The organism is Micromonospora cynarisoli, assembly GCF_030518815.1.
GTDB lineage: Bacteria > Actinomycetota > Actinomycetes > Mycobacteriales > Micromonosporaceae > Micromonospora > Micromonospora wenchangensis.
Map to the genome: position 1 here is coordinate 2,122,802 of NZ_CP130426.1, position 23,457 is coordinate 2,146,258.

Annotated in this window: 17 protein-coding genes and 1 tRNA gene; 12 read left to right on the forward strand and 6 right to left on the reverse strand. The window is 69.4% G+C overall.

Features of this window, described 5'->3' with window-relative positions; all coding sequences use genetic code 11:
• Positions 1 to 193: 193 nt before the first annotated feature.
• Together Q2K16_RS08675 and Q2K16_RS08680 are read left to right on the forward strand one after the other, a co-directional pair.
• Entirely contained in the window at positions 194 to 1,228 is a 1,035-nt protein-coding gene (locus Q2K16_RS08675) for an LLM class flavin-dependent oxidoreductase (RefSeq protein ID WP_302744616.1), read from the forward strand.
• A gap of 126 nt (positions 1,229 to 1,354) precedes the next feature.
• Complete coding sequence (locus Q2K16_RS08680) at positions 1,355 to 2,152, forward strand: class I SAM-dependent methyltransferase (protein WP_302744617.1); 798 nt, start codon at positions 1,355 to 1,357, stop codon at positions 2,150 to 2,152.
• Positions 2,153 to 2,339: 187 nt separating this feature from the next.
• Here Q2K16_RS08680 and Q2K16_RS08685 read toward each other — a convergent pair whose 3' ends face one another.
• Positions 2,340 to 3,179, reverse strand: coding sequence for a helix-turn-helix transcriptional regulator (locus Q2K16_RS08685; RefSeq protein ID WP_368052545.1), 840 nt, complete (start codon positions 3,177 to 3,179; stop codon positions 2,340 to 2,342).
• Between the two features lie 190 nt (positions 3,180 to 3,369).
• On the opposite strand from Q2K16_RS08685, the gene Q2K16_RS08690 reads away from it, so the two are divergent.
• From Q2K16_RS08690 to Q2K16_RS08725, 8 genes are all read left to right on the forward strand, one after another.
• Positions 3,370 to 4,314 carry an SDR family oxidoreductase gene (locus Q2K16_RS08690; RefSeq protein WP_302744619.1) on the forward strand — a complete coding sequence of 315 codons (945 nt, stop codon included), beginning with the start codon at positions 3,370 to 3,372 and terminating at the stop codon, positions 4,312 to 4,314.
• 150 nt (positions 4,315 to 4,464) lie between these two features.
• On the forward strand, positions 4,465 to 5,877 hold the full coding sequence (locus tag Q2K16_RS08695; protein ID WP_302744620.1) for a hypothetical protein: 1,413 nt from the start codon (positions 4,465 to 4,467) through the stop codon (positions 5,875 to 5,877).
• Between the two features lie 18 nt (positions 5,878 to 5,895).
• Positions 5,896 to 5,967, forward strand: a tRNA-Gln gene (locus Q2K16_RS08700).
• 816 nt (positions 5,968 to 6,783) lie between these two features.
• Complete coding sequence (locus Q2K16_RS08705; RefSeq protein WP_302744621.1) at positions 6,784 to 8,022, forward strand: glycosyltransferase family 4 protein; 1,239 nt, start codon at positions 6,784 to 6,786, stop codon at positions 8,020 to 8,022.
• A 190-nt stretch (positions 8,023 to 8,212) separates the two neighbouring features.
• Positions 8,213 to 9,319 (forward strand): glycosyltransferase family 4 protein, encoded by a 1,107-nt coding sequence (locus tag Q2K16_RS08710; RefSeq protein WP_302744622.1) that lies wholly within the window; start codon positions 8,213 to 8,215, stop codon positions 9,317 to 9,319.
• A gap of 3 nt (positions 9,320 to 9,322) precedes the next feature.
• Positions 9,323 to 10,606 (forward strand): oligosaccharide flippase family protein, encoded by a 1,284-nt coding sequence (locus Q2K16_RS08715; RefSeq protein WP_302744624.1) that lies wholly within the window; start codon positions 9,323 to 9,325, stop codon positions 10,604 to 10,606.
• A gap of 220 nt (positions 10,607 to 10,826) precedes the next feature.
• Positions 10,827 to 12,215 carry a hypothetical protein gene (locus Q2K16_RS08720; RefSeq protein WP_302744626.1) on the forward strand — a complete coding sequence of 463 codons (1,389 nt, stop codon included), beginning with the start codon at positions 10,827 to 10,829 and terminating at the stop codon, positions 12,213 to 12,215.
• Between the two features lie 11 nt (positions 12,216 to 12,226).
• Complete coding sequence (locus Q2K16_RS08725; protein ID WP_302744628.1) at positions 12,227 to 13,057, forward strand: FkbM family methyltransferase; 831 nt, start codon at positions 12,227 to 12,229, stop codon at positions 13,055 to 13,057.
• 144 nt (positions 13,058 to 13,201) lie between these two features.
• Here Q2K16_RS08725 and Q2K16_RS08730 read toward each other — a convergent pair whose 3' ends face one another.
• Positions 13,202 to 14,341 (reverse strand): glycosyltransferase, encoded by a 1,140-nt coding sequence (locus tag Q2K16_RS08730; protein WP_302744630.1) that lies wholly within the window; start codon positions 14,339 to 14,341, stop codon positions 13,202 to 13,204.
• Between the two features lie 681 nt (positions 14,342 to 15,022).
• Between Q2K16_RS08730 and Q2K16_RS08735 the strand changes: the two genes are divergently transcribed.
• A complete protein-coding gene (locus Q2K16_RS08735; protein ID WP_302744631.1) occupies positions 15,023 to 15,343 on the forward strand; it encodes a hypothetical protein in 321 nt (106 codons plus the stop codon).
• A 1,018-nt stretch (positions 15,344 to 16,361) separates the two neighbouring features.
• Positions 16,362 to 17,591: a helix-turn-helix domain-containing protein gene (locus Q2K16_RS08740; RefSeq protein ID WP_302744632.1), complete on the forward strand. Its 1,230-nt coding sequence runs from the start codon at positions 16,362 to 16,364 to the stop codon at positions 17,589 to 17,591.
• A 238-nt stretch (positions 17,592 to 17,829) separates the two neighbouring features.
• On the opposite strand, the gene Q2K16_RS08745 is transcribed toward Q2K16_RS08740, so the two are convergent.
• The 4 genes from Q2K16_RS08745 to Q2K16_RS08760 form a co-directional block, all read right to left on the reverse strand.
• Complete coding sequence (locus Q2K16_RS08745; RefSeq protein WP_302744633.1) at positions 17,830 to 18,276, reverse strand: nuclear transport factor 2 family protein; 447 nt, start codon at positions 18,274 to 18,276, stop codon at positions 17,830 to 17,832.
• Positions 18,273 to 19,124: an alpha/beta fold hydrolase gene (locus Q2K16_RS08750; protein ID WP_302744634.1), complete on the reverse strand. Its 852-nt coding sequence runs from the start codon at positions 19,122 to 19,124 to the stop codon at positions 18,273 to 18,275. The genes Q2K16_RS08745 and Q2K16_RS08750 overlap by 4 nt, the downstream gene beginning before the upstream one ends.
• Positions 19,125 to 19,138: 14 nt before the next feature.
• Positions 19,139 to 20,419, reverse strand: coding sequence for a cytochrome P450 (locus tag Q2K16_RS08755; RefSeq protein WP_302744636.1), 1,281 nt, complete (start codon positions 20,417 to 20,419; stop codon positions 19,139 to 19,141).
• A 574-nt stretch (positions 20,420 to 20,993) separates the two neighbouring features.
• Positions 20,994 to 23,288, reverse strand: coding sequence for an RCC1-like domain-containing protein (locus tag Q2K16_RS08760; protein ID WP_302744638.1), 2,295 nt, complete (start codon positions 23,286 to 23,288; stop codon positions 20,994 to 20,996).
• Positions 23,289 to 23,457 lie beyond the last annotated feature (169 nt).

The window sequence follows — 23,457 nt, forward strand, 5'->3', positions numbered from 1 at the left end:
CTCCGGCCCTGCGCGTCGGGCACCGGCCGGCCCGCCGAACCGGCCAGCCATGAGCAGCAGCACCGGCCTTCCTGCGGACCGCACAAGGTCGGCGACCCGGCGGGAGGTGGGCCGACCAGGCAGCATACGATCGATTTCCCTACCGACCAGGTAGGGTTTCAGGTCCCTGGGTGGGCATCCTTGGAGGCTAACGGTGAGTGGAACACCCGCGTCGAAGCAGTCGGCACCGCTGCGAAAGCTCGGCTTCCTGACCATCGGCCTGTTCGACGAGGCCGACCCCCGCACCGGCCACGAGGCGACACTCCAGCTCATCGAGTTGGGCGAGCAACTCGGCTTCGACAGCACCTGGGTACGCCACCGCCACCTCCAGTACGGCATCTCCTCACCGATCGCCGTCCTGGCGGCGGCCTCACAGCGGACCCGGCACATCGAGCTCGGCACCGCGGTCATCCCGCTCGGCTGGGAGAACCCGCTGCGGCTGGCCGAGGACCTGGCCACGGTCGACATCCTCTCCGGCGAGCGCCTGAACCCCGGGGTGAGCGTCGGCCCACCGATGCACTACGACCGGGTCCGCCGATCGCTCTACCCGGACACCGCCGAGGCGGAGGACTTCAGCTACACGCGGGTACGACGGCTGCTCGACCTCGTTCGCGGTGAGCCGGCCAGCGACGTCGAGGGCTTCGAGGGTTTCGAACAGTTCTCCCGCCGGGTGCAACCGCACTCCCCCGGCCTGGCCGCCCGGATGTGGTACGGCGCCGGCAGCCTCCACTCCGCCCGCTGGGCCGGCGAGCAGGGCATGAACCTGCTCACCAGCAGCGTGGTCAAGGCCGAGGAGTCCACCGACTTCACCGAGATCCAGCTCTCACACATCCGGACGTTCCGCGCCCACCACCCCGACGGCGGACGGGCTCGTGTCTCACAGGGACTCGTCGTCATCCCCACCGACACCGCCACCCCGACCCAACGTGCCCGCTACGAGGAGTACGCCCGGCAACGCACGCCCCGAACCGCGTCACCCCAGGGTCCGGCCCGGATGATGTTCGCCCCCGACCTCGTCGGCCCGTCGGAGCTGATCGCCGAACGACTGCTCGACAACGTCGCGTTCCGCGAGGTCGACGAGGTTGCGTTCGCCCTGCCCTTCACCTTCACGCCTGCCGACTACGCGCAGATCCTCACCGACATGGCGACCCGGCTCGGCCCCGCGCTCGGGTGGCACCCCAGCCGCTGACGCGGGCCGGCCAGGTTGAGCAGGGAGCCCACTGCCCGGCCTGCGTCGCAGGTCTCTGGTCCGGATTCTCCCCGCGCGGCCCACGGAACAGGGTGGACTGCCTCCGGTCAGCCGTAGTCTGTGTTCGTGAGCGACACCGACCGGGAGACTCTCCGTACCGTCTTCGGGCAGGACGCCGCCCGCTACGACCGCGCCCGGCCCGGCTATCCGGACCGGCTGTTCGACGATCTGGCGCGAATCGCCGGCCTCGACGCCGGCGCGCGGGTGCTGGAGATCGGCAGCGGCACCGGCCAGGCCACGCGGGTGCTCGCGGAACGCGGTTACGCCGTCCACGCCGTCGAGCTGAGCGCGGAGATGGCGGCCGTCGCGGTCCACAATCTGCGTGGCCTCCCGAACGTCACGGTCGAGGTGGCCGCGTTCGAGGAGTGGGTGGCCCCGGTGACGCCGTTCGACCTGGTCCTCGCGGCTACCGCGTTCCACTGGATCGACCCGGACATCCGGGTGGGCAGGGCGGCGGACGTGCTGCGGCCGGGCGGCACCCTGGCCGTCATCCACACCGAGCATGTGGCGGGCGGCACCGAACGGTTCTTCGTCGACGTGCAGGGCTGCTACGAGCGGTTCGACCCGAGAACGCCGCCGGGCCTACGCCTCACGCCGGCCGCCGACCATCCTCGCGACTCGGCGGAGATCGACCAGTCCGGACGTTTCGGTCCGGTCGAGTTCCTCCGGTACGAGTGGGAGCAGTCGTACACCACCGCAACCTACCTGGACCTGCTGATGACCTACTCCGGCACCCGCTCGCTTCCGCAGCCCGACCGCGACCGCCTGCTGGCCTGCATCGGTGGCCTCATCGACCGTGCGCACGAGGGTGTCGTCACCAAGCGGTACCTCACGCAACTCACCCTCGCCCACCGGGTGTCCTGACACCTGCGCTACGACCGGCCGGCATGCTGGCCGGAGTACCGGCCGCTCAGCCAGCACCTGCTGGCCATGCTCGACACCGCCGCCGAGTACGGCGACCACGGGCACCTGGCCCCGCTGGCGGATGCCGCCGCCGGTGTGGCCAGGGCCTTCAACCACAGCGGCGAGAGCGGGGCCGGCGGGAGGCGCCTCAGCGGAGCGGCTGGGCACCGATGACGGACAGCATCTGGAGCTTCTCGTAGCTCTCGCTGCCGGGAACGGCGGTGTAGACCATCAGCGAGTGGGCCTGGTCCGGGTCGACCAGCCGCTGGCAGTTCAACTCCAGCGCGCCGACCTCAGGGTGGACGAAGTGCTTGACCCCGTGCGGACGTACCCCGATCTCGTGGTCGTCCCACACCCGGCGGAACTCCTCGCTGGCGGCCAGCAGCAGTCCGGCCAGGTACGCCGCCCGCGACTCCGGGCCCCGGAGGGTGACCAGCTGACGTAGCCCGGAGACGTACATGCGGGTCAGGAAGGCGTGCTCGGTGGGCGCGTAGAAGCGACGGACGGCGGGGTCGGTGAACCACCGGTAGCCCGCGCTGCGGGCCGGCCCGGTGTAGCGGGTGGTGTCACCGGTGAGCGCGACGCCCATCGGGGACTGCCGCAGGGTCTCGCCCAGCTCGGTGACGATCTCGGCGGGGGTGTCGTCCAGCCGGTCCAGCACCCGCAGCAGACCGGGACTGATGTGGTCGTTGGAGGTGCCCCTGGGGGGCGGTTGGTGGCCGGCGAGGCGGAACAGGTGGTCGCGCTCGTCGATCGACAGGTGCAGGCCCTGGGCGATCGAGGCGAGCATCCGCTGCGACGGTTGCGGGCCGCGTTCCCGCTCCAGCCGGGAGTAGTAGTCGGTCGACATGTGGCACAACCCGGCGACCTCCTCGCGGCGTAGCCCGTTCGTCCGGCGGCGCTGCCCACGGGGCAGTCCGACGTCCTCCGGTTGCAGGGCCTCACGCCGGTTACGGAGGAACTCCGCCAGCCCACTGCGATCGATCACGACGCCTCCCTCCGGGTACCGCCATGTTTCTACCGGCCAGGGGAGGACGTAGCCACGCCCCGCCGATCCCCCTTTCCGGCTGCGGGTCCGCCGAGGGTGGGATCGGTAGGCCGTGGTTACCGCCCCGCTTCCGACCGACGATCGACGGCGTGACCCGATGACCGGAGCACCGACGACGAAAGCAGAGCCGATGCCACGTACACCTGTCGACATCAGCGTCCCCGACCTGACCGGAAAGCTGGCCGTGATCACCGGCGCGAGCGACGGCATGGGCCTGGGCATGGCCGCCCGGCTGGCCGCGGCCGGCGCAGAGGTGATCCTGCCCGTCCGCAACCCAGGCAAGGGCGAGGCCGCGATCACCACCATCCGGCGGGCCCACCCGGACGCGAAGGTCTCACTACGCAGCCTGGACCTGTCCTCGCTGGAGTCGGTCGCCACGCTGGGCGACACCCTGGGCGCGGAGGGCCGCCCGATCCACCTCCTGATCAACAACGCCGGCGTGATGCGGCCACCGACCCGGCAGACCACGGCCGACGGGTTCGAGTTGCAGTTCGGCACCAACCACCTCGGCCACTTCGCCCTGGTCGCCCGGCTCCTCCCCCTGCTGCGCGCCGGCCGGGCCCGGGTCACCTCCCAGGTCAGCGTCGCCGCCCGCAGTGGTCGCATCAACTGGGACGACCTCAACTGGGAACGCTCGTACCACGGGATGCGCGCCTACCGCCAGTCGAAGGTCGCGTTCGGGCTGTTCGGTCTGGAGCTGGACCGGCATGCCAGAGCCCACGGGTGGGGCATCACCAGCAACCTCTCCCATCCCGGGGTGGCCCCCACCAGTCTCCTGGCCGCCCGCCCCGAACTCGGCCGCAGCCGGGACACCCCCGCGGTCCGCCTGATCCGGGCCATGTCCGCCCGCGGCATCCTGGCCGGCACCGTCCAGACCGCGGCCCTGCCCGCGCTGATGGCCGCGACCGACACCGACGCCCGTCCCGCCGTCCTCTACGGACCCAGCGGGCCCGGCAACCTCGGCGGCCCACCCGCCGAGCAGCGGATGTACCCGCCGCTGCGCGACACCGGGGAGGCCCAGCGCGTCTGGCAGGTCTCCGAACGGCTGACCGGCGTCGCGTTCGTCGCGGCCTGACAGCCCCCGTTCGACGCCAGCTGATCGACCTGCAACGACGGGGTGGCCTTCGGTTGCCGTGGGACCGCTTACCGCCGCACCGGTGGCCGGGTCACACCCACGCTGCCGATAGGCGTTGCTCGGTCTCGTCGTGCCTGTCAGGATGCCGCCATGTCGATCGCCGAGACCTCTGCTGAGGAGGCCCTGGTCGCGCTGCACACGTCGCTCGATGAGCGGCGCCGACCGGAGGAGGTCGCGCATCTCGTGCTGCGGGTGGTGGGCGGCCAGTTGGGGCTGCGAGAGCGGACGACGGTGGGGCGGGCGGCTCGTGCGGCAGCACGGTGGAACGGGTCGAGTTCGATGTCGGCGGACTTCGCCCGACCGGTCGGCGGTGCCCGTCAGATCGACGCCGCAGTGCGGCTGTTCGAGCTGCCGCCCGGCGGCGTCGACCCGGACGATCCCGTTTCGCTGCTTGACTTCTCGGCCCGCCTGAGCGAATCCCTGGGTGCCGTCGATCCGGCCCGGCTGGACTTCCTGCGTGACCGGTTGAACCGGGAGGGCCGGGCAACGGCCGGGATCGAGCTGTCGAAGCGGCAGTACAACCGGCGGTTCCGGGTGACCCAGCGACTGTCGGCGAAAGCCGACAGGTTGGCCGTCGAGCAGACCAAGCGGCAGTTGACCTTGGTCGCGCGGGCAGGATTCGCCGCGAGCATCGAGCGAGACGCCTTCCTCGCCGATCCGTGGGCGGGGTGCTCCGTGGCGTATCTGACCGCCAAGCGGAAGCTGCGGCGGGAGTTCACCCTGTCGGGGCGGGACAACCCGTACGACGACATCGCCGACCTGTTGTTCGAGCACTGCACCGCCAACCCGGCGACGGACTGGTGGATGATCGCCCAGGCCCATCCGACGCCGACTGTGCTCGCCCGGCTGACCGAGGCACAGCGCGGTGAGCTGCTGGGCCGGTGGTGGACAACGATGCGCCAGGTCGCGGCGTTGCTCAAGCGGGTATGGACGGCCAGCGACTTCGACCGGGCCACCATGATCGTGCGGCGGGGTAACGACTCGTCGACGTGGAACCTCCTGTGCGGCGCGTACAACGCCGCGCGGGCGGCCTGGATCGCGACGCTCGACGCCGCCGGCAGCCTCGGCCTGCTGCAGGCGTCCTGCCCGGGCAAGGCGATGCTGCTGATCGCGGCGGACCTGGCGGCGTGGCACCGGTCGACCGGCGGCGGCCTGCACCCCGACGTGGGCGTGTGGGCTCGGCTACCACTGCCGTGGGACGTCCTCGACGGCACCACCGCCTGCACCCGTACGGATGTCGAGGCAGCATGCGCCGATGCCGGAGTCGACCCGGTCACGTCCGGTTGGACAGGCCCCAAGACACCCGCAGCCACCGGGGTGTTCCGGCCCACGCCCGAACTGGTGCACGGGGTGTCGATCGTGGACCCGATGTGGGCGTCGATGCTGCGTGCCGGTGGGGCGTTCTCCGGAAAGCTGACCAAGGGCGGCCTGGCGCACACGCCGATCCCGGGTGACGTCGTGGTCAGCGACCTGCCGGAACGGGATGGACATGCCAAGCCGTGATCGGGCAGCATGATCACGCTCGTCGTAGCTCAGTGGTAGAGCGCCCGGCTCTGGACCGGGTGGACGCTGGTTCGAGCCCAGCCGACGGGGCCCGTGGGGATCCGTTGTAGCTCAGCGGTAGAGCACCCGGCCAGGGCCGGGGGTTGGCCGGTGGCCGGCACCTCGCTGATCTGCCGGTAGGTCTCGATGTCGCCGGGGCGGAGATACACATCGGACGGTCGCACCGTGCCTCGTCCGATCGAAGATCATGGGCGGGTGGATCACCGGTGCGCCGCCTGCCGGCACCGGCACCGGCGCTGGCCGTGGGTCCGGCCCAGCGGTGCTGCCGCCGCCGATCGCTCACCCCGCGCCGATCCAGTCTCCGCGCGCTCCTTCGCACCGGCAATGTCGGTGCACTAAAGCTGATCTACATCGGCAACGGCGAATGCCTGTTTGATCTCGTCCGCCCGCCGCACTCCGTGACGCGTCGCGCAGTCGCCGCTGTTCCTCGGTCATCTCGCCGGTGGCGGTCGTGACGCTCGCCCGCGTCCGTGGCGGGTCGGAGGCCAGCGGTCTGCGGTCTGCCGCCCGCGTGGGATCGGGCCGACGGATGCCCGAGCCTGAGCAGTCGACCCTCTCGCCGCGGTCGCCCGGCGCTGACGATCCGGTCAGCACATCGCATATATCTCATTCCGGACATATGCCTCGAATCCGCTGTTAAGGTCAGGGACGTCGGGGCGCAACACATCACCGATCATCTGCTCGCGCAGCGAATCCACCCAGAGCGGGAGACACCGTGCTTTCCTCAATCTCCACCGGTGCCGAGGGCCTTCTCGGATGGCGCACGCGGGTCGTCACCCACGGAGCGGGTCGGTTGGCGTCCGCCCCGCCGGCGACCGGCGGCCCCGGAGGCTGGGCGTCGCCGGCATGAAGATCGGGATCGTCTCGCAGTGGTATCCACCGGAACCTGGCACGTTCATTCCGGCAAGCCTGGCGGAGGGGCTCGCCGCCCGGGGACATGCGGTACGGGTGCTGACCGGCTTCCCCAACTATCCGGAGGGCAGGATCTATCCGGGTTTCAGGCAGCGTTGGACTGGGCGCACGACGTCGGGAGGCGTCACGGTGCGCCGAGTTCCGCTGTATCCCAGCCACGACCTGTCGCCCGTGCGGCGCAGCGCGAACTACCTGTCGTTCGGGGCGACGAGCTCCCTCGCCGCCGTCAGATTCCTGGCCGACGTGGACGTCCTGTACGTCTATCACCCGCCGGCGACGGCCTTCGCTGCGGCGGCCGTTGGTCGGTTGCTGCACCGGACACCGGTGGTGCTCCACGTCCAGGACGTGTGGCCGGAGTCCGTCACCGCCTCGTCGATGGTGCGGCAGGGCCGCACGAGGGAGCTGTTGCACCGTTCGCTGGCATCCGTGATGCACCGCATCTACCGGGCGTCGTCGGCCGTTGTCGTGATCGCTCCATCGATGCGGGAACTCGTCCTGCAACGTGGCGCCGCCGCAGACAAGACCCACGTCGTGCTGAACTGGGCCGACGAGTCCCTCTTCTATCCGGTGCCGGCCACCGACGAGTCCCGTCGCGCGATCGGATATCGCGATCGCTGCACGGTGATGTACGCCGGGAACATGGGCCTGTTCCAGGACATCCCCGGAGCCGTTCGGGCAGCCGCCGCCGTGGACGACCGGGTCGACCTGGTGCTCGTGGGCTCGGGCCTCGACGAGGAGCCGGCACGTGCGCTCGCCTCCCAACTCGGCGTGCAGAACGTCCGTTTTCTGGGACGCCGCACCCCGGCCGACATGGCGGCGCTGTACGCCGCCGCGGACTTCCAACTCATCAGTCTTCGTGACGTGCCAACCGCACGCGGCACCATCCCGTCGAAGTTGCAGGCGGCGCTCGCCTGTGGCTCTCCCGTCCTGGCGTCGGTGCCCGGGGACTGTGCCCGGCTGGTCCAGCGTGACGGCGTGGGGATCGCGTGCCCACCCGGTGACTGGCAGGCTCTCGCCGACAGGTTCGCCCAAGCCGCCTCAGTCTCGCCGACGGCCCTGGCGGACATGGGTCGTCGCGCCCGACAGACCTATGAGCGCGACATGTCGCAGCGGGCCGGCATCGACCAGATCGAGAAGATTCTGCTGTCGGCGGCGCAGGAGCGGACCCGATGACGCGTGTGACGACAGCCGCACGCACGCGGCCGGGACCCATCGGCCCGTCCAGGAACCCCGCCGACGTCACGACCGGGCCGGCATCCGCTGCCCAACCGCCTGAACGGAGCATTTCGCGATGACCCACAACCAGATCTCGGTGCTGACGACGTCTGGCGTCTTCGAGCCAGGCTTTCGCGGCGGAGGGCTTGTGCGGGCGATCGTCCAGACCTTCGACACGGTCTCCGAACACGTCGACCTGACCATCGTCACGCGAGACCGCGATCTCGGATCACCGGCACCGTACGCCGGGCTGTCCGGACGCTGGACCGACCGGCACCGATCGCGGGTCTTCTACCTCGACGTGCGCCGGGGGCGGCAGTGGCTACGCCTGTGGCGCGAGTTGCGCAGGGCCCGATTCGACCTGCTCTACACCAACGGACTGTGGCAACCGACGTTCGCCATCCTGCCCATCGTCGCCGCCCGGCTGGGATTCATCCACGCCCGCCGGATTCTCGTGTCCCCGCACGGGGAACTCTCGCCCGGGGCGCTGGCCCAGAAGGCCCGCAAGAAGCGCCTGCTCTTCCTGGTGTGGGCGCCGTTCCTTCGACGGGCCGACGTGACGTGGCACGCGGTGACGGAGCGGGAGAAGGCAGAGATCCTGGCGGCCTGCCCCTGGGCCCGGGTCGTGGTCCACCACTACCAGGTGCCGTTGCCCGACGAGCCCCTGCCTCCCGTCGGCACCGACCAGGAACCGGCACGGCTGGTCTTCCTCGGTCGGATCTCACCAAAGAAGAACCTCGACCTGGTCCTCGAAGCGCTGTGTCGAGTGTCGTCGCCGGTCGAGTTCGACATCTACGGGCCGTTGGAGGACACCGGCTACTGGTCACGGTGCCAGGCTCTCATCGCCCGGCTCCCCGCGCACGTCAAGGTGCGTTACCGGGGCGAGACCGGGCCGGGAGAGGTCCGGCAGGTGTTCGCCCAGTACGACACGTTCGTCTTTCCCACCCTCGGGGAGAACTTCGGGTACGTCGTCGCGGAGAGCCTCTCCGCGTCCTGCCCTGTGATCTGTTCGAGCGAGACACCCTGGAACGCTGTCCTGCACAGCGGCGGAGGGCAGGTGCTTGAGGCACTCACCGCCGCCGATCTGGCGAAGGAGCTTGAGCGGATTTCCGTCCTGACGCCGCAGGAGCGGCTTGCGGAGCGACTGCGGGCGGCGGACGCGTACCGGGCATGGCGACGGACGATCCGAAACGACAACCTCCTGGACCACGTACGGCAGACAGGCTGGCTGGCCCCTGCTGCCCAGAGCAGGTGACCGGTGACAACGCTGACCCGCGCGACACTGCGGGCGAGGGCTCCCCGTGGCCTGGGACGCAGTGCTGTTGCCGCATCGACGTTCAACGTCGTGTCGACCGCAACTGCCGGAATCGCCGGAATCGTCATAGCGCGCTCGGTCGGGCCGAGCGTCCGGGGCGAGTACGCGGCCATCATGGCCTGGTTCGCGATCCTGCTCGTGGTCGGTGGACTCGGGCAGTCGGCGGCGACGACATTCTTCGTCGCCCGCGACCCCGGTCGGGCTCCCGGCTATCTCGCCGGATCACGGAACATCATGGCCGTCTCGGGGGCGGTGGTCCTCGTCATCGGGATGCTCGCAGCGCCGTTGTTCGCCTCGGGTAGCGCCACCCTCCTCTGGGGCTACCGTGCCATGTTCGCCACCTGCCTCGTCGCCTTCGTGGGTGTCAGCTACACGGTCGCACTACAGGCCTCGCGGATGACGTGGTGGAACGTCACACGGATAACTCAACCGGTCGGCTTCCTGGTCGCCGTCCTCGCTCTGCACGTCACCGGCTCACTCGACCTGACGACAGCGTTGGCAGCGTTCGCCGCCACCGTGCTGCTCCAGACAGCAGTGGCCTACTGGCTCTGCGACCGCGCCGGCCTCGCCGGGGGGAGGTCCACCCTCACCCTGACCCGTGACCTGGCCCGCTACGGCGCAGGCCAGTTCGCGGCCATGATCCCGGTCGCGATCATCGTCCGGCTCGACCAACTGGCCCTCTCGTTCACTGTCACCCCGGCGGTGCTCGGCAACTACGCCGTGGCCGCCTCGATCACCACGCTCGCGGTCCCGGTCGCGGCAGGTCTGGGATACGTCGCGTTCCCCCGGATCGCGGCACGGCGCGTCCCGCAGTCCATGACGGGGACGTTCAACCGGTGGGCCGTACTGGTGAGCGCGGGTGTCTCCACCGCGCTGATGCTCCCCGTGGCCCTGTTCGCACCCCAGTTCATCCCGATGGTCTTCGGAGCCGGCTTCCGCGATGCCGTCGGGCTGGTGTTCCTCCTGGCTCCGGGGGGTGTCTTTCTGGCCTGTCAGCAGGTCTGCGCCGACCTGCTGCGGGGGCACGGCCGGCCCTTCGCCGTCGCCCGGGCCCAGTGGGTCGCCGGCGGGCTGATGGTCGTCCTGCTCGGCACGCTCATGCCGCTGTTCGGTGCGGCAGGTGCCGCGATCGCCTCCAGCGCCTCGACGGGCGCGTCGTTCCTGCTGCTGCTGCGGGCACTGAACCGTCCCTCGCCCGCTTGTCCGCCGAACGGGTCCGGGTCGTGACGAGGGGCCGCCGACAGGGCCGCGACTGCGCTGCGGTAAGGCGCGACCCGTCGGAGCAGCCAACTGCTTCCTACATCTACCTGGGCAAGGACGGACGGGGCGACATGGCCACCCACATGAACGGCGCTGATCAATTCTCTGTGCAGATTCGGCCGAGCGCCGTGGTCCGGTCCCGGCCGAGCTCGACAACACTGGAGGTCGTCGTGGCGGGAGTTCCCGGATGATGACGGTCGACTATCAGGCCCGGCACCGGGTCCCGCCGACGCCCGGACATCAGGCGGCGAACGGCAGAGCACTCCCGGCAAGGCTGTCGGGGCCACCGCGACGCCTTGTCGGGGTCTGCTGGCCGGCAGCGAACTGGTACGCCATCGGCATCGCCGGATTGATTTCTGGCTCCCGTCTTCCCACAATTGGTGACGCCTGCGCCGTCTTCGTGCTCTCGAGCGCGTCCCTGCTCTTCGGACTGTGGGTCTACTGGCGTCACGGCGGGCCCCTGGTGACCGGCGTGGGCATCTACAATTTCGCCTTCGCGATCTTTGTCGGCTTCGCCGGCCTGTACCTGCTGTTCTCGGACCTTCCGCGGGATGACCTCATTCCCGCCCTGGCCTGGTGCTACTTCGGGCAGGTGACGACCTGGCTGCTGTTCTGGACGCAGGGTCCGCCGCCGCAGCCAGCCCGAGTCAAGGCCCCGGATGTCGGGTACCTTCGTCGGATCACCTGGTGGGGCCTCGTCGTCACCTGCGGCGCCGCGCCGGTCTCCCTCGCACTCGTCGGCTCGATGCGCCAACTGGGCCAGGCCGCGGGCTTCGTCGGCACCGTCCTGATCGCGATCGGTCTCCTGAGTGACAAACGTCGACCACCGCTGTGGGGCTGCCTCCTGGGGGCGGGAGGTTTCGCACTCTCGGTGGCCACCTCCAACAGCTACGCCCGCATGACGCTCGTCTCACTCGCCTTCGCCCTGGTGGTGGTGGTCTCGCGGCGGTTGGGAACCCGGGTGGTCAAGGCCGCGACCATTCTCTCCGCGGCACCGCTGCTGTGGGCGTTGGGCGACATGCGCAAGGAGGCGGTGCAGGCCCAGCGGCCCGGCACCCTGATCAATGCCACAGGGCTCGAATCCGTGGTGAGCCCACTGGAGTCCTTCGTCAAGCTGTTGCACCTGGATGCCGCCCGCGACCTCGCGTACGCCTGGGGTGACACGTTCGCGGTCGCGGTGGTCTCGCTGGTCCCGCGAGCGTTGTGGCCCTCGAAACCTCCCGGCTTCGGTGCAGAACTGATGTTGATGCTGCACCCTGAGTTGGCCAACAGCGGTCACTCCGACGCTGCGTTGTTCCAAGGCGAGTGGCTCTACAACTTCGGAATTCTTGGACTGGCACTCATGATGCCCGTCGTGGGCATCGGCGTGTGGGCCGCCGACCGCTTCCTGATGCGGGCCGCAGTGCTGTCGCCCGGCAGCCGATGGGCGCTGCTGGGATACGGCTCCGCGGTCGTCATCGTGGCGAGCCTGCCGGACCTGACCTGGGGCACGTTCACCTTCGCGGTACGCGTCGGAATGCGCCTCGCGGTCCTCGTCGTGGTGTCGGTCCTCATCACCAACAGGAGGATAGAATGACCTGGTCAGGCATGACCGCCATCCGGCAGACGCGGCAGGTGCTCACCTACACGTGGTCACACCCGGCCAATCGCGGCCGGCAGCTGAGCAGCCTCGTCCGGGCGGCTCGTTTCCAGGTCCGGGGCCGCCTCGGGCTGCAAACGTCGACAGCGGTGGGTGAATGCGGCCGAATGTGGGCGCACCTGCACTGCGCAGCCGCGTCGAAGGTGGTGTATGCCAACCCACCGGACTGGAACGAGATGCAGGCGTGGCGTCGCGTCCTCACACCCGGCGACTTGTTCGTCGACGTCGGCAGCAACGTCGGCGCCTACGCGTTGTGGGCCGGCGACCTCGGAGCGGAGGTCATCGCAATCGAACCCTCCCCGGACGCGGCGCAACGGTTGCGTGACAACGTCGACCTCAACGACTTCCCCATCACCGTCCTTCAGTGTGGTCTGGCGGACCGTCCTGGGCGGATGACGTTGAGCACAGGCGAGGACTGCACGAACCATCTCCTGCTCGGCCCCGAGGCGGTGGGCGACGTGATCGAGGTGGACACCCTGGACAGGATTCTCGGGGACCGGTTCGCCGCCGGGGTGAAGATCGACGTCGAGGGCGCGGAACGACTTGTCCTCGACGGTGGCCTCCGGGCTCTCGAAGACCAACGTATCGGCGTCCTGCAGGTGGAGTGGAACGCCAGGAGCTTCGGCGTGCTCGGCGAGGACCGCGGCCCGGTCGCGGCCATCCTCGGCAAGTACGGCTATCAGCTCGTCCGGCCCGACCGCCTGGGCGCATTCCAGGACACGGACGTGTCGACGGTCAGTTCGCGGGACATGTTCGCCGTGCTGCCGAGCTACCGATGACCGACGAGCTGACGGGTCGACGTGCGAGCACGGTGCGGGCCCGCTGCGCCGTCGACCGCATTCGTGGACTGCGCTGACCCCTGCCGAGACGGGCGGGCGCGCAGGCCGGCTCGTGGCCCTGCGCGCCGCCGGTCCCCCACGGGCTCAGCCGCCGTGCGGCTGCGCCATGTCCGGGCGGGATGTCGCGCCTGAGGTGCGGGGCGCGTCTTCCGGTCCCGGCTGCGGTGGCACCTCGATGCGAGCGAGCACCCGCAACCGGTCTGCCATGATCCGCCCGGTGTCGATGCACTCAAGGCGGGGCGCCCGCCGAGGACCGGCATGGTATTCGGCGAGCATCTCCCTGGCGAGCGCCTCCGGGTCTGCAACCGGGCAGCGACGGCCGTTCTCCTCGGTGCAGAGATCGTCCGCCGCCGCCATCTCGACCGAGGCGATGACCCGGGTACCGAATCCCAGCGCCTCGTTGATCACCCATCCCCACGGCTCCCGATGCGACGGCGCGACGAAGAGATCGGCTGCGGCATACACGGCTCCCAGGCGTTCCTGCGGAATCGGTCCCAGGTAGTGGCAGTCGTCGACCGCTTCGGCGTATCGGCGTATGTCGGGCTCCAACGAGCCGCTTCCGACAATCACCAAAGCGGTGGAACCGGCAGGGGTCTGGGCCCGAACCAGATCGTACGCACGCAGCAGGTCGGCTATTCCCTTGATCGGTTCCAGGCGCCCCACGAAAGCGAAGGTGAATCGATTTCCGACACCCAGTTCGGCGCGGAGCGCGGCTGCCCCGGATTCGTTTCCGGGAAGCTGGTGCAGCGCGTAAGGGATCGTGTAGTGACGGTGCAGACCCACCATGTGCCAGTAGGCTGTGTTCGCCGCCCCGTTCGTCCACACCTCCGGCTGCCCGAGCACCGTCCGCAGGTATCGACGCTTCAGCCGCTGCCTCATCGCAGAACGTGACCATTCGTCGCGCACGTTTGCCGCTCCGCGGAGCAGCAGCGGGATCCGTCGGAGCCGGGCGACATTCGCGGCCACCAGCCGCGCCAGCCCACGGTAGCCGTAAACACAGACCGCCGCCAGTTTCGGCGACGACAACGCCCTCAGTAGCGTCATCCAGCCGGCAGCGTCGCCGAGCACGACATACCGGTGGGTGGCAGCGACCTCCCCCCAGCCACGAACGGTGTCCGCCTTCTCCAGATAGAAGACGCACACTCGATCGCCGAGTTCCTCGTGGAGGCGGTTCAGCGCCGGAGTGTGATAGGGACTAGGACACTCGATAATTATGACGATCATCGCTTCACCCCGGTCTACGGTGATGGTGGTTCGGGCAGGTGCCGTGACGACAGGAAGAGTGCCGCGCCGTAAAGCGCTGGGCTCGGCGACGGCAGCGCCAGGTTGCTGTGGAGTTGGCATCGAGGCACCGGGCAGGCGCACGCCTGGCCCGCGACAGGTAAAACTGGACCTTATGGAGTTTATGCCTCAAACAACTCCGCTGGCTTATTTATTAGCTTTTCGGTAGAGCGACAGCGGTCAGCGACCTGTCCGGTCGTCCGCGGCGGGGCGGGCCGGGCATGGGGCGGTGCCGCGGCAGAGGTCCACCCGGCGGGACGCTCTGGCGGGCAACGGCCCGACGACCCGCTGTCCCGTCCGGACGGGTTCCGGTTGCCGTGCCCCGCCGTCTGTCCACGGCCGCACGAGGGGCACTCGAAATTTTGTGTCCAAACCTCGCGGGGACGGAGCCGCCCACGGAAGTGGCGTCGGGTGGCCGACGCGGGTCGAGGATGAGCCTGCCCCACAGGAGCCGAGGCGTCGGAGGGGGTCTCCTGTCGTTCCTGGCTCTGCTGGCCTGTGGGTTGGTAACGCTTGTCGATCGCCGTGGGATCCCGGAGTCGCGTGGATGGGGCTCGAAGTCGTAAAGATGGTCGACATCAGTCAGGGCTGGCACGAGGGGATGCCCTCCTACGGCGCGTCCTGGTGTTGGAGGCCTTCCCCGGTCGGGCCGGTATCGCCGACCTGTCCGGGCCGGGGGACCTCGAACCGGTGCGTGGTGAGAATCTGGACAGGGTGCTGCGGGACGTCCGGCAACCGGGCGACCGTCTGCTCGGCACCGGGATCCCGGAGAACCTGCGCAGCCTCGACCGGACCGGCGGGCCGGTCGTACAGCTGATGGCCCGGCCGATCAGGATCGCCGGGGTGGAGGCCGCTCCGGTGCGTGCCGTCGGCTTCGACGGGTGGTCGCTGCCACCACCGTCTCGCGGCGACTCCGCGCGACGTCCTGCCCGACCCCCTGCCTGACCGACGGGGCGCACGGCCCGCCACCGCCGCACACCACGCGGCCGTGACGTGCCCCTCGGCGGTGGTGGCAACGAGACGGGCGGCCCGTAGACGATCACCAGCCGCGCCGCTGCCGGCCCCGATGCCTTCCGGGCGATTCGTGGCGGCTCGCCAGCGAGCGCTCTCGCCCGGCTGCGGGAAATCAGTCGTCCCCGTTTTGCGACTGGTCGAACTGTCGGAATACGGATCGACCAACCTTTGCCCAGGGCATAACACACATGAACGCAGTGTCACCGAGCAAATACTCATCCACGTTTCCGGGCTCCGCGGTGCGGGGCGACGGTGGGTGCTCGCCGTCGACGGGGTGACCGCATCCGGCCGGAAACCCTTTACTGACAATGGATGACGCCATCCACCGGGTGCGGGAACGAACTGACACGGCCTCCGGGACACATCTCGGTATCCATTGCCGCGATGCGGCGAGAGCCGCCGTGCATTTGATGTTGCAACTTCCAAGAAAAACCCGACCAGCCGTTGGCCGCCTCCGGTGCTAGCATCGGTCCTTAGATTTACCGAATGCAATCTGCTGATCAAATGGTGGCAATCATGGTGGCGATAGAGTCGACCTGTTGCGCGCGGTGTGAGCGAGCCGCGGATCGCCGGAGCCGACGTGTGCGGCTTCGATCGACCCAGCATTTTCGCCTTGGCCGCCGGGAAGAGCCGGGCCGCTGCCGGCACCCGAACGTCCTGCCCGCCCGGTCGAGCGTGGGGCGGACATCACCTGGTCACCCATGGCCCAATGGCCTGCTGACGGCGACCGGCACCGACGGGCCGACCCGGTCGTCCCGCAATGGGAATACAGGCACACCGACGGATTCGACGGGGGCGCTATTCGCAGAACGGGGCATCACCCTCCTGCGCGGGTTCCGCCGACCCGGCGAACAGATGGGAACCCCATCGCCATGAATTCCTCGCACGCTCTCGACCCTGCGGGTGGCACCTGACAGAACAGGCATTCCAAGATCGTGATAGGAGAGCTATGAGACGGGGAGGCGTGTCCGAGGTCCCTGCGGCGTATGTGGGAAGCCGCATCGCGGCGGCTCGACGTCGACGCGGGATGTCACGCAAGGTCGTAGCGGACCTCATCGGTCGCAGCGAGGAGTGGCTACGGCAGATCGAGAACGGACAGCGGCAGCTGGACAGCATCAAGTACGCACTTCGCATCAGTGAGGTCCTGCACTTGGCCGACCTGATGTCGACGCTCGGTCTACAGGGTCGACAGGCACCCGGAGCAGTGGCGCTCGCGAACACCGTCGGCCCCCTGCGTGACGCGATCATGAGCTCGGTCGGCACCGACGTACTCGAAAGCCGGCGAGAAGGCCACGTGCTCGAAGCCGGGTTCGCGGAACAGGACGTCGCCGAGGCGTGGCGTTCCTGGTCTGGTCGGGCGAACCGGTACAGGAGGACCCTCCGCCTGCTGCCCCCGCTCATTCACGATGCGTCCGCGCACCTTCGTGAGGCCAGCAGCACTGATTCCGTTGAAGCCGCCGTGTCCGTATACCACCTGACCCGAACGGTGTTGTCCCGGATCGGCGAGGAGCAACTGGCCTGGGTCATGGCCGACCGGGCCCTGGTCGCCGCAGGGGGCAGGGGCGGGAGTCTGTTGCTCGCCAGTGCGTGGCACGGGGCGGTCTGTTACCTACGGGTGGGCTGCTTCATCGAAGCGTACCGGCTGGCCCTCGCTGCCGTGGCCGCTGACCAGCCCGACAGCGCTTCGTCGACCGTCGTCACCGCCCTGCGCGGGGCCCTGCGACTGATTGCGGCCGAGGCCGCCGCAGGAATTCTCGATGCCGGAAAATCCCACCAACTGCTCCAGGAGGCCCACCGCCTCGCCCGGGAGCTGCCGGGCGACCTCCAGCCGCACATGATCCCGTTCGGCAGGACCGAGGTCGGCATCAGTGTCGTACAGGTCGCCATCCGGCTCGGGCGGATCGGCGAGGCGGTCCAACTGGCCGCCGAGGTCGACGTCCCGGACTCGTACCTGCCAGACCGTCAGGCGCGGCACTACATGACGTTGGCCTTCCTGCACGCACGGCGCAGGGAGGACGCCGCCGCCGTGTTCGCTCTGAACAAGGTCGTCGACATCTCGCCGGAGGACCTCCGCTACGACGAGAGGTGTCACCAGATCCTGCACCAGCTACTGCGTCGGAACAATCTCACGATACGGCGAGACCTGACCCGTCTCGCAGACCTTGCCGGCGTCGGTTGACCGGCTTCCCGACCCATGGCGGGCACCGAGTCCGTGCCGGCTCGGTGCCCGCCACAAGCGGCGCAACGGCGGCGCGTCTACCCTGTCGTTCGTTCCATGCCGATCGGGCAGGCGTACCTGGAGAATGAGCCTGAACCGGCGAGGTCGATCGTCGCCGCTGACCGCTTCGCCCGGAACACCTCGCTCGACGTCCACAGGTCGAGGCCCTCAGCTGGTCAGGTCGACTCGCGCCGGCCGGTCATCGTTCGTTCCGCCGGCCACTCACGGGATCGTGGAGCGGGTCCGAGTGATGATGGAAGATCCGCCACCTGCCGTCGTCCCTGCGGAAGAGGAGGGTGATGCGCCGGGCCCGGGCGCTGCTGTCGTCATCGCCGTTCTGGACCGTCTCCCTGAGCACGAGGTAGGCGACGTCCGCTGTGGCCTGCGCGGTGACGATCTCCTCGCGGTAGCGCGGGCTCCAGTCCCGGTAGCGGGCGGCGGAGAGGTCGATGGTCTCGCTGACCTGGCCCCAGCCCGAGGCGAGACCGCCGTAGGCGCCCATCATCGTGACGTCCTCGCCGTGTGACCACAACGACTTGTAGTGGGCGCCGTCTCCGCGCAGCAGGGCCTGCACGGCCGTGCGGAGTTCGTCGAGGGCGGTCTGCCAGGACCGCATCCGGGTGGCCGCCGCGTGCTGAGGGCTCATCGTCGCGCGACCTCGGCGACGAAGGGTTCCACCGCCCGACGCCAGGCGGCGGGATCGTCGTAGTGCAGCACGTGGCCGGCGTTGGGGATCATGACGAACCGGCCGTCGGGCAGCCGGTCGGCCATTTCGCGTGACCCCTCCACCGGGAAGTAGCTGTGCTGGCCGGCGACCACCAGTGCAGGACAGGTGACGGCGTCGAGTTCGCCGCTGTGGTCGCGGTCGTTCCAGTGCTCGCGGCATTCGAGGACGTGTTCGGTGCGGGCGAGGGGGTGGTAACCGTCGGGCCGCTCCGTGAACACCTCGATGAAGTAGTCGCCCTCGTGGGGGTGGCTTCGTTCGGGGTGAGCTCCGACGAGGTACTTGCCGAAGTGGTCGCCGGCGAAGTACTCGCGCACCGCGGCCAGGCTGTTGAACGGCGCGGGCCAGTCGGCCAGCCAGGCGTGCCACCGGTCCTGCACGTCGGGAACGACGGCCGCCATGTCCCCGATGACGATCGCACGGACGAGTTCGGGGCGGGTCCCAGCGAGTTGCCAGGCGGTCAGTCCACCCATGGAGTGTCCGATCACGATGGCCGGGCCGAGGTCGAAGGCATCGATGACGGCGGCGGCATCGTCGAGGTGCGCCTTCCGGTCGTAGGGCCCGTCCGGGGATTCGCTGAGTCCGTGGCCCCGGGCGTCGTAGCCGATCACCCTGCCGTGGCCGGTCAGCCATGCTGCGGTGGAGTCCCAGGTGGTGGCCCTGCCCATCATGCCGTGCACGAGCAGGATGCCGGGGCCTTCTCCGCCGTAGTCGATGACGGCCAGGCGGGTGCCGCCGGAGCCCTTCACAGTCGTCCTTCTCGAACCCATGGGGCGATCCCCTCTCAGGAGGTTGTGGGGTTGACCGAGACGGTCAGGGAGTGGAAACCGTGGAATCCCAGGTTGGTGTTCCACACCGGTGTGGGAACCTGGCAGATCCGCAGGTCGGGGACCCGGTCGAACAGGGCGCGGAGCGCCACCTTGGTCTGTAGCCGCACCAGACCGGCGCCGATGCAGTGATGCGGGCCCCGACCGAACGCCAGGTGCGGGTTGGGCGCGCGGCGGATGTCGAGGCGGTCCGGCTCCGGGAAGCGCTTCGGATCACGGTTCGCCGATCCGGCGAGGAGCATCACGACCTGCCCCTTCTCTATGTGGTGGCCGCGATACTCGAACGACTCTGCTGCCATCCGCCCGATGTACTGCACCGGTGTGTCGTGGCGGAGGAACTCCTCGACGGCGGCGGTCCACAGCCGAGGATCGGACAGCAGCATGGCCTTCTGGTCGGGGTGTTCGTCCAGGGACCAGACCGCGTTGGCGACCAGGTACCGGGTCGGCTCCAGGCCCGCGAACATGAGGAGCATGCACTGCGCGCGGGCCTGCGCCTCGGTGAACCTGAACCCCGCGGTCTCGGAACTGAGGAGCCTGCCGAGCAGGCTGCCCGGCTTCGACCCGGCGACCTGGGTTGCCAGGTCCTCCAGGTAGCCCGCGAAGGCGTGGATGCTGGCCTGCCCCCGCCGCACGTCCGTCAGTGTCAGGTCGCTGGCCCCGAACAGGTAGGCGATGTCGTCGGACCACCGGGCCAGCAGTTCGTGGTCGGCCGCGGGGGCGCCCAGCAGTCGGGTGATCACCATCGCAGGCAGCGGTCGGGCGAAGTCGGCGACCAGGTCCACCCGGTTCCTGGTGCCCCACGCGTCGATGAGGTGATCGACCACCTCCTGAATGACGGGAAGCATCCGGGACGGCGCGAGGATGCGGAAGACCTGGTCCATGTGCTGGCGTTGCACGGCGTGCGGCTCGCCGTCGAAGAACGCCACCCAGTCCTTGAGCGCGGCGACAATGTCGGAGAATTCACCGCGCTGCCCGGCGGGCAACGCCATGAGGGGCAGCGTCGCCCTGTCGTTGGTCAGTCGTGGGTCTTGAAGCAGCGCCGCCACGTCGTCGTAGGCGGACAGCACCCATGACCCGCCGTACATGCTCGAATAGTGCACGGGTGCTTGCTCGCGGAGCATCCGGTAGGCCGGATAGGGATCACGGAAAAGCTCAGGGTTGCTCAGCCTGAAGGACTCGGGCCTGAAATGCTGGCTACAAGTGGACACGTTGGGGCTCGACTCACTAGAGACGCTCACGGTGAAGTGTCAGGGCGAGCCGAGGTCGTTGCAGCCTGCGTCACGCAGGATGTGGAACGGTGCCGACAGAGGTTTGCCTCGCCGAAGGCCGGGCGGCCACAGTTCTCAAGCCGGGTCGGTGGTGGGGACGGACGACGCCGACGCTCGCGCTGACCCAGCGAGTGTGCCACCCGGTTCCAGCGAGAAGTCCACATCGATGGGTGTTCTATTACCAACGATTGTTGGCCGCAACATGTGCCCGCGTTGTGGCCCGTCGGCGAGGGATGGGCCGCGATGCGGGCCACTGAGGTCAGGGCTTCTGTCGTTCGGTCGGGTTCCAGGAAGGGTCCTCAAGCGGGCCAGGGCGTGTTCCACCTGCCTCCGGACGGCGCGGGGGCAGCTCGTCGCCGTCGGTGGGCCTGACCAGCTTCTCCGGCCGCCGGGCGGTCGTCTACGCCGGATGCGGCATCGTCAGCGGCTCCGTCGGAGGACTGTCCGCCCGGCGCGCTTACACAGTCCCCTTCTTGACAGTAATCGGGGGCGGCGGTGTGGGAGAGCGGACAACCGCGCCCCCACACCGTCTCCGCCGTCGTCGTTAACGGACGATGCTGAAGAACTGACCGGCGGCGAGGGAGTTGATGGTGATGCCGGCTGGTGGACTGATGTAGCGGGGTGCGAGGCGGGTGGTGGTGGTGCCGTCGCCGAGTTGGCCGCGGTTGTTGAGGCCCCAGACCAGGATCCGGTGGTCGGTGGTGAGGGCGAGGGCGTGCGACTGGCCGCCGGCGATGGCGGTCAGGAGGACCCCGGCGGGGAGCAGTACCCAGACGGGGAAGCTGTTGTTGGCGAGGGTGTTGATGCCGAGTTGGCCGGTGGTGCCGGCCCCCCAGGAGAGGGCGCGTCCGGTGGTGGTGATGGCCAGGCTGAAGGAAAGGCCGGCGTCGACCTCGATGAGGGTGGTGCCGGAGGGCAGCCACACCGGGACGGGGGTGCTGCTGTTGTCGTAGTTGCCGGTGCCGAGTTGGCCGTATGCGTTGTAGCCCCAGGCGTAGGCGGTGCCGGTGCTGGTAACAGCCAGGGTGTGGAAGGCGCCGGCGGCGACGCTGGTGGCGGTCGCTGTGCCGGGCAGGGCGATGAGCGTGGGGGTTTTGCGGGTGTTGCCGGTGGTGCCGTCGCCGATCTGGCCGTAGGTGTTGTCGCCCCAGGTGTAGACCTGGCCGGTAGAGGTCAGCGCGATGTTGTGGACGTTGTGCGTGGCGATGGCGGTGATGACGGTGCCGGCGGGGAAGGACACCTGCACGGGGGTGAGCCGGTTGGTGGTGGTGCCGTCGCCGAGTTGGCCGGAGGTGTTGCGTCCCCAGGCGAAGACCCGGCCGTCGTCGGTGAGGGCGAGGCTGTGGAACTGGCCGCCGGCCACGGCCGTGGCGGTGGTGCCCGCGGGCATGAGCACCAGGGTGGGTGTGGTGTGGTCGGTGGTGTCACCGGTGCCGAGTTGGCCGGCGGTGTTGGAGCCCCAGGCGTAGACGGCGCCGGTGCGGGTAGCGGCCACGGTGTGGCTGTAGCCGGCCTCGACCGAGGTCAGCGCGACGCCCGCTGGCAGGGTCACCTGCACGGGAGTGGGGGTGTCGGTGGTCGAGCCGTTGCCGAGTTGGCCCGACGTGTCCGCTCCCCAACCCAACGCCGTCTCGGGGGCGGCCACCGCGAGGGTGAAGTCGCCGCCGTCGAGCGCACCCTGGCCACCAGCAGCCACGACGGCCCCGTTGAAGCCCTCGGGAAGCAAGGCCCGCACCGGAGTGTTGCGCTGCGTGGTGGTGCCGTCGCCGAGTTCCCCGTTGAAGTTGCCTCCCCACGTGTAGACCCAACCCAGGGAGGTCGTGGCGACGCTGTGCCAGTTGCCGGCGGAGACCGAGGTGGCTTTCACGCCCTCGGGGAGCAGCACCCGAACAGGGGCGTTGCGCTGCGTGGTGGTGCCGTCGCCGACTTGCCCGTTGGCGTTGTCGCCCCACCCGTAGACCTCCCCGGTGATAGTCACGGCCAAGCCACCTGATCCCATGGCAATGTCGATCAGCGGGGCGACGACCGGTAGCTGCACCCTCAGTGGCCGCGTGTAGTAGGGGCCGGCCGAGCCGAAACCCAACTGCCCGGAGGCGTTGTTGCCCCACGCGAACGCCCCTCCGCTGGAGACCGCCGCCATGCTGCTGGACCCGCCGGCGGCGATCTTGGTAACGGTGTAGCCGTCGGGCATCAGCACCTGCACGGGTCGGGTACGGGTGGTGGTGGTGCCGTCGCCCACCTCGCCGAGCTGGTTCAGGCCCCAGGCGAGGATCTGGCCTGTGGAGGTCAATACCAGGCTGTGGTAGACGCCCATGGCGATGTCGGTGACCGTGGTGCCGGCGGGCAGGGCCACCGGCACCGGCACGCTGCTGGCGGTCAGGGTGCCGTTGCCCAGTTGCGCGTACCTGTTGTCTCCCCAGGAGTACACCTGGCCGGTCGAGGTGAGCGCCAGGCTGTCCCAGCCGCTGGCGGCGATCTTGGTCACCACCACACCGGCCGGCATCAGAACCCGTACCGGTAGGGCCCGGTTGGTCGTGGTGCCGTCACCCACCTGGCCGTAGTTGTTGTAGCCCCAGGCGTAGACCCAACCGGTCGAGGTGAGCGCCAGGCCGTGTCCTCGGCCGGCAGCCACGTCGGTGACCACCGTGCCCGCCGGCAGCAGCGTCTGCACCGGAGAGAGTCGGTTGTCGCTCGTGCCGTCGCCCAGGTTGAACTGCTGGTTGTAACCCCAGCCCAGCACCTGGCTACCCGCGGCGACCGCTGCGGCAGGGCGGGCTGCGGCGGAGGCCGGGGGCGTCACCAACCCGACCACCGCCGCGAAGAGCGCGACGGCCAGCACCGCGGCCAGAGTGCCCGGTCCCCCTCGACGCCAGCCGCCGGCGGCGGCAGTCCGGGCATGGGGCGGCGACTCGTTCGTCGCACGTCTTCTCGTGGTCCTGCACATGACGGGCTCCTTTGCTTGGCGTGGGTTCTGCATGACAGCCGCCGATCCACGATCCGTGACACCA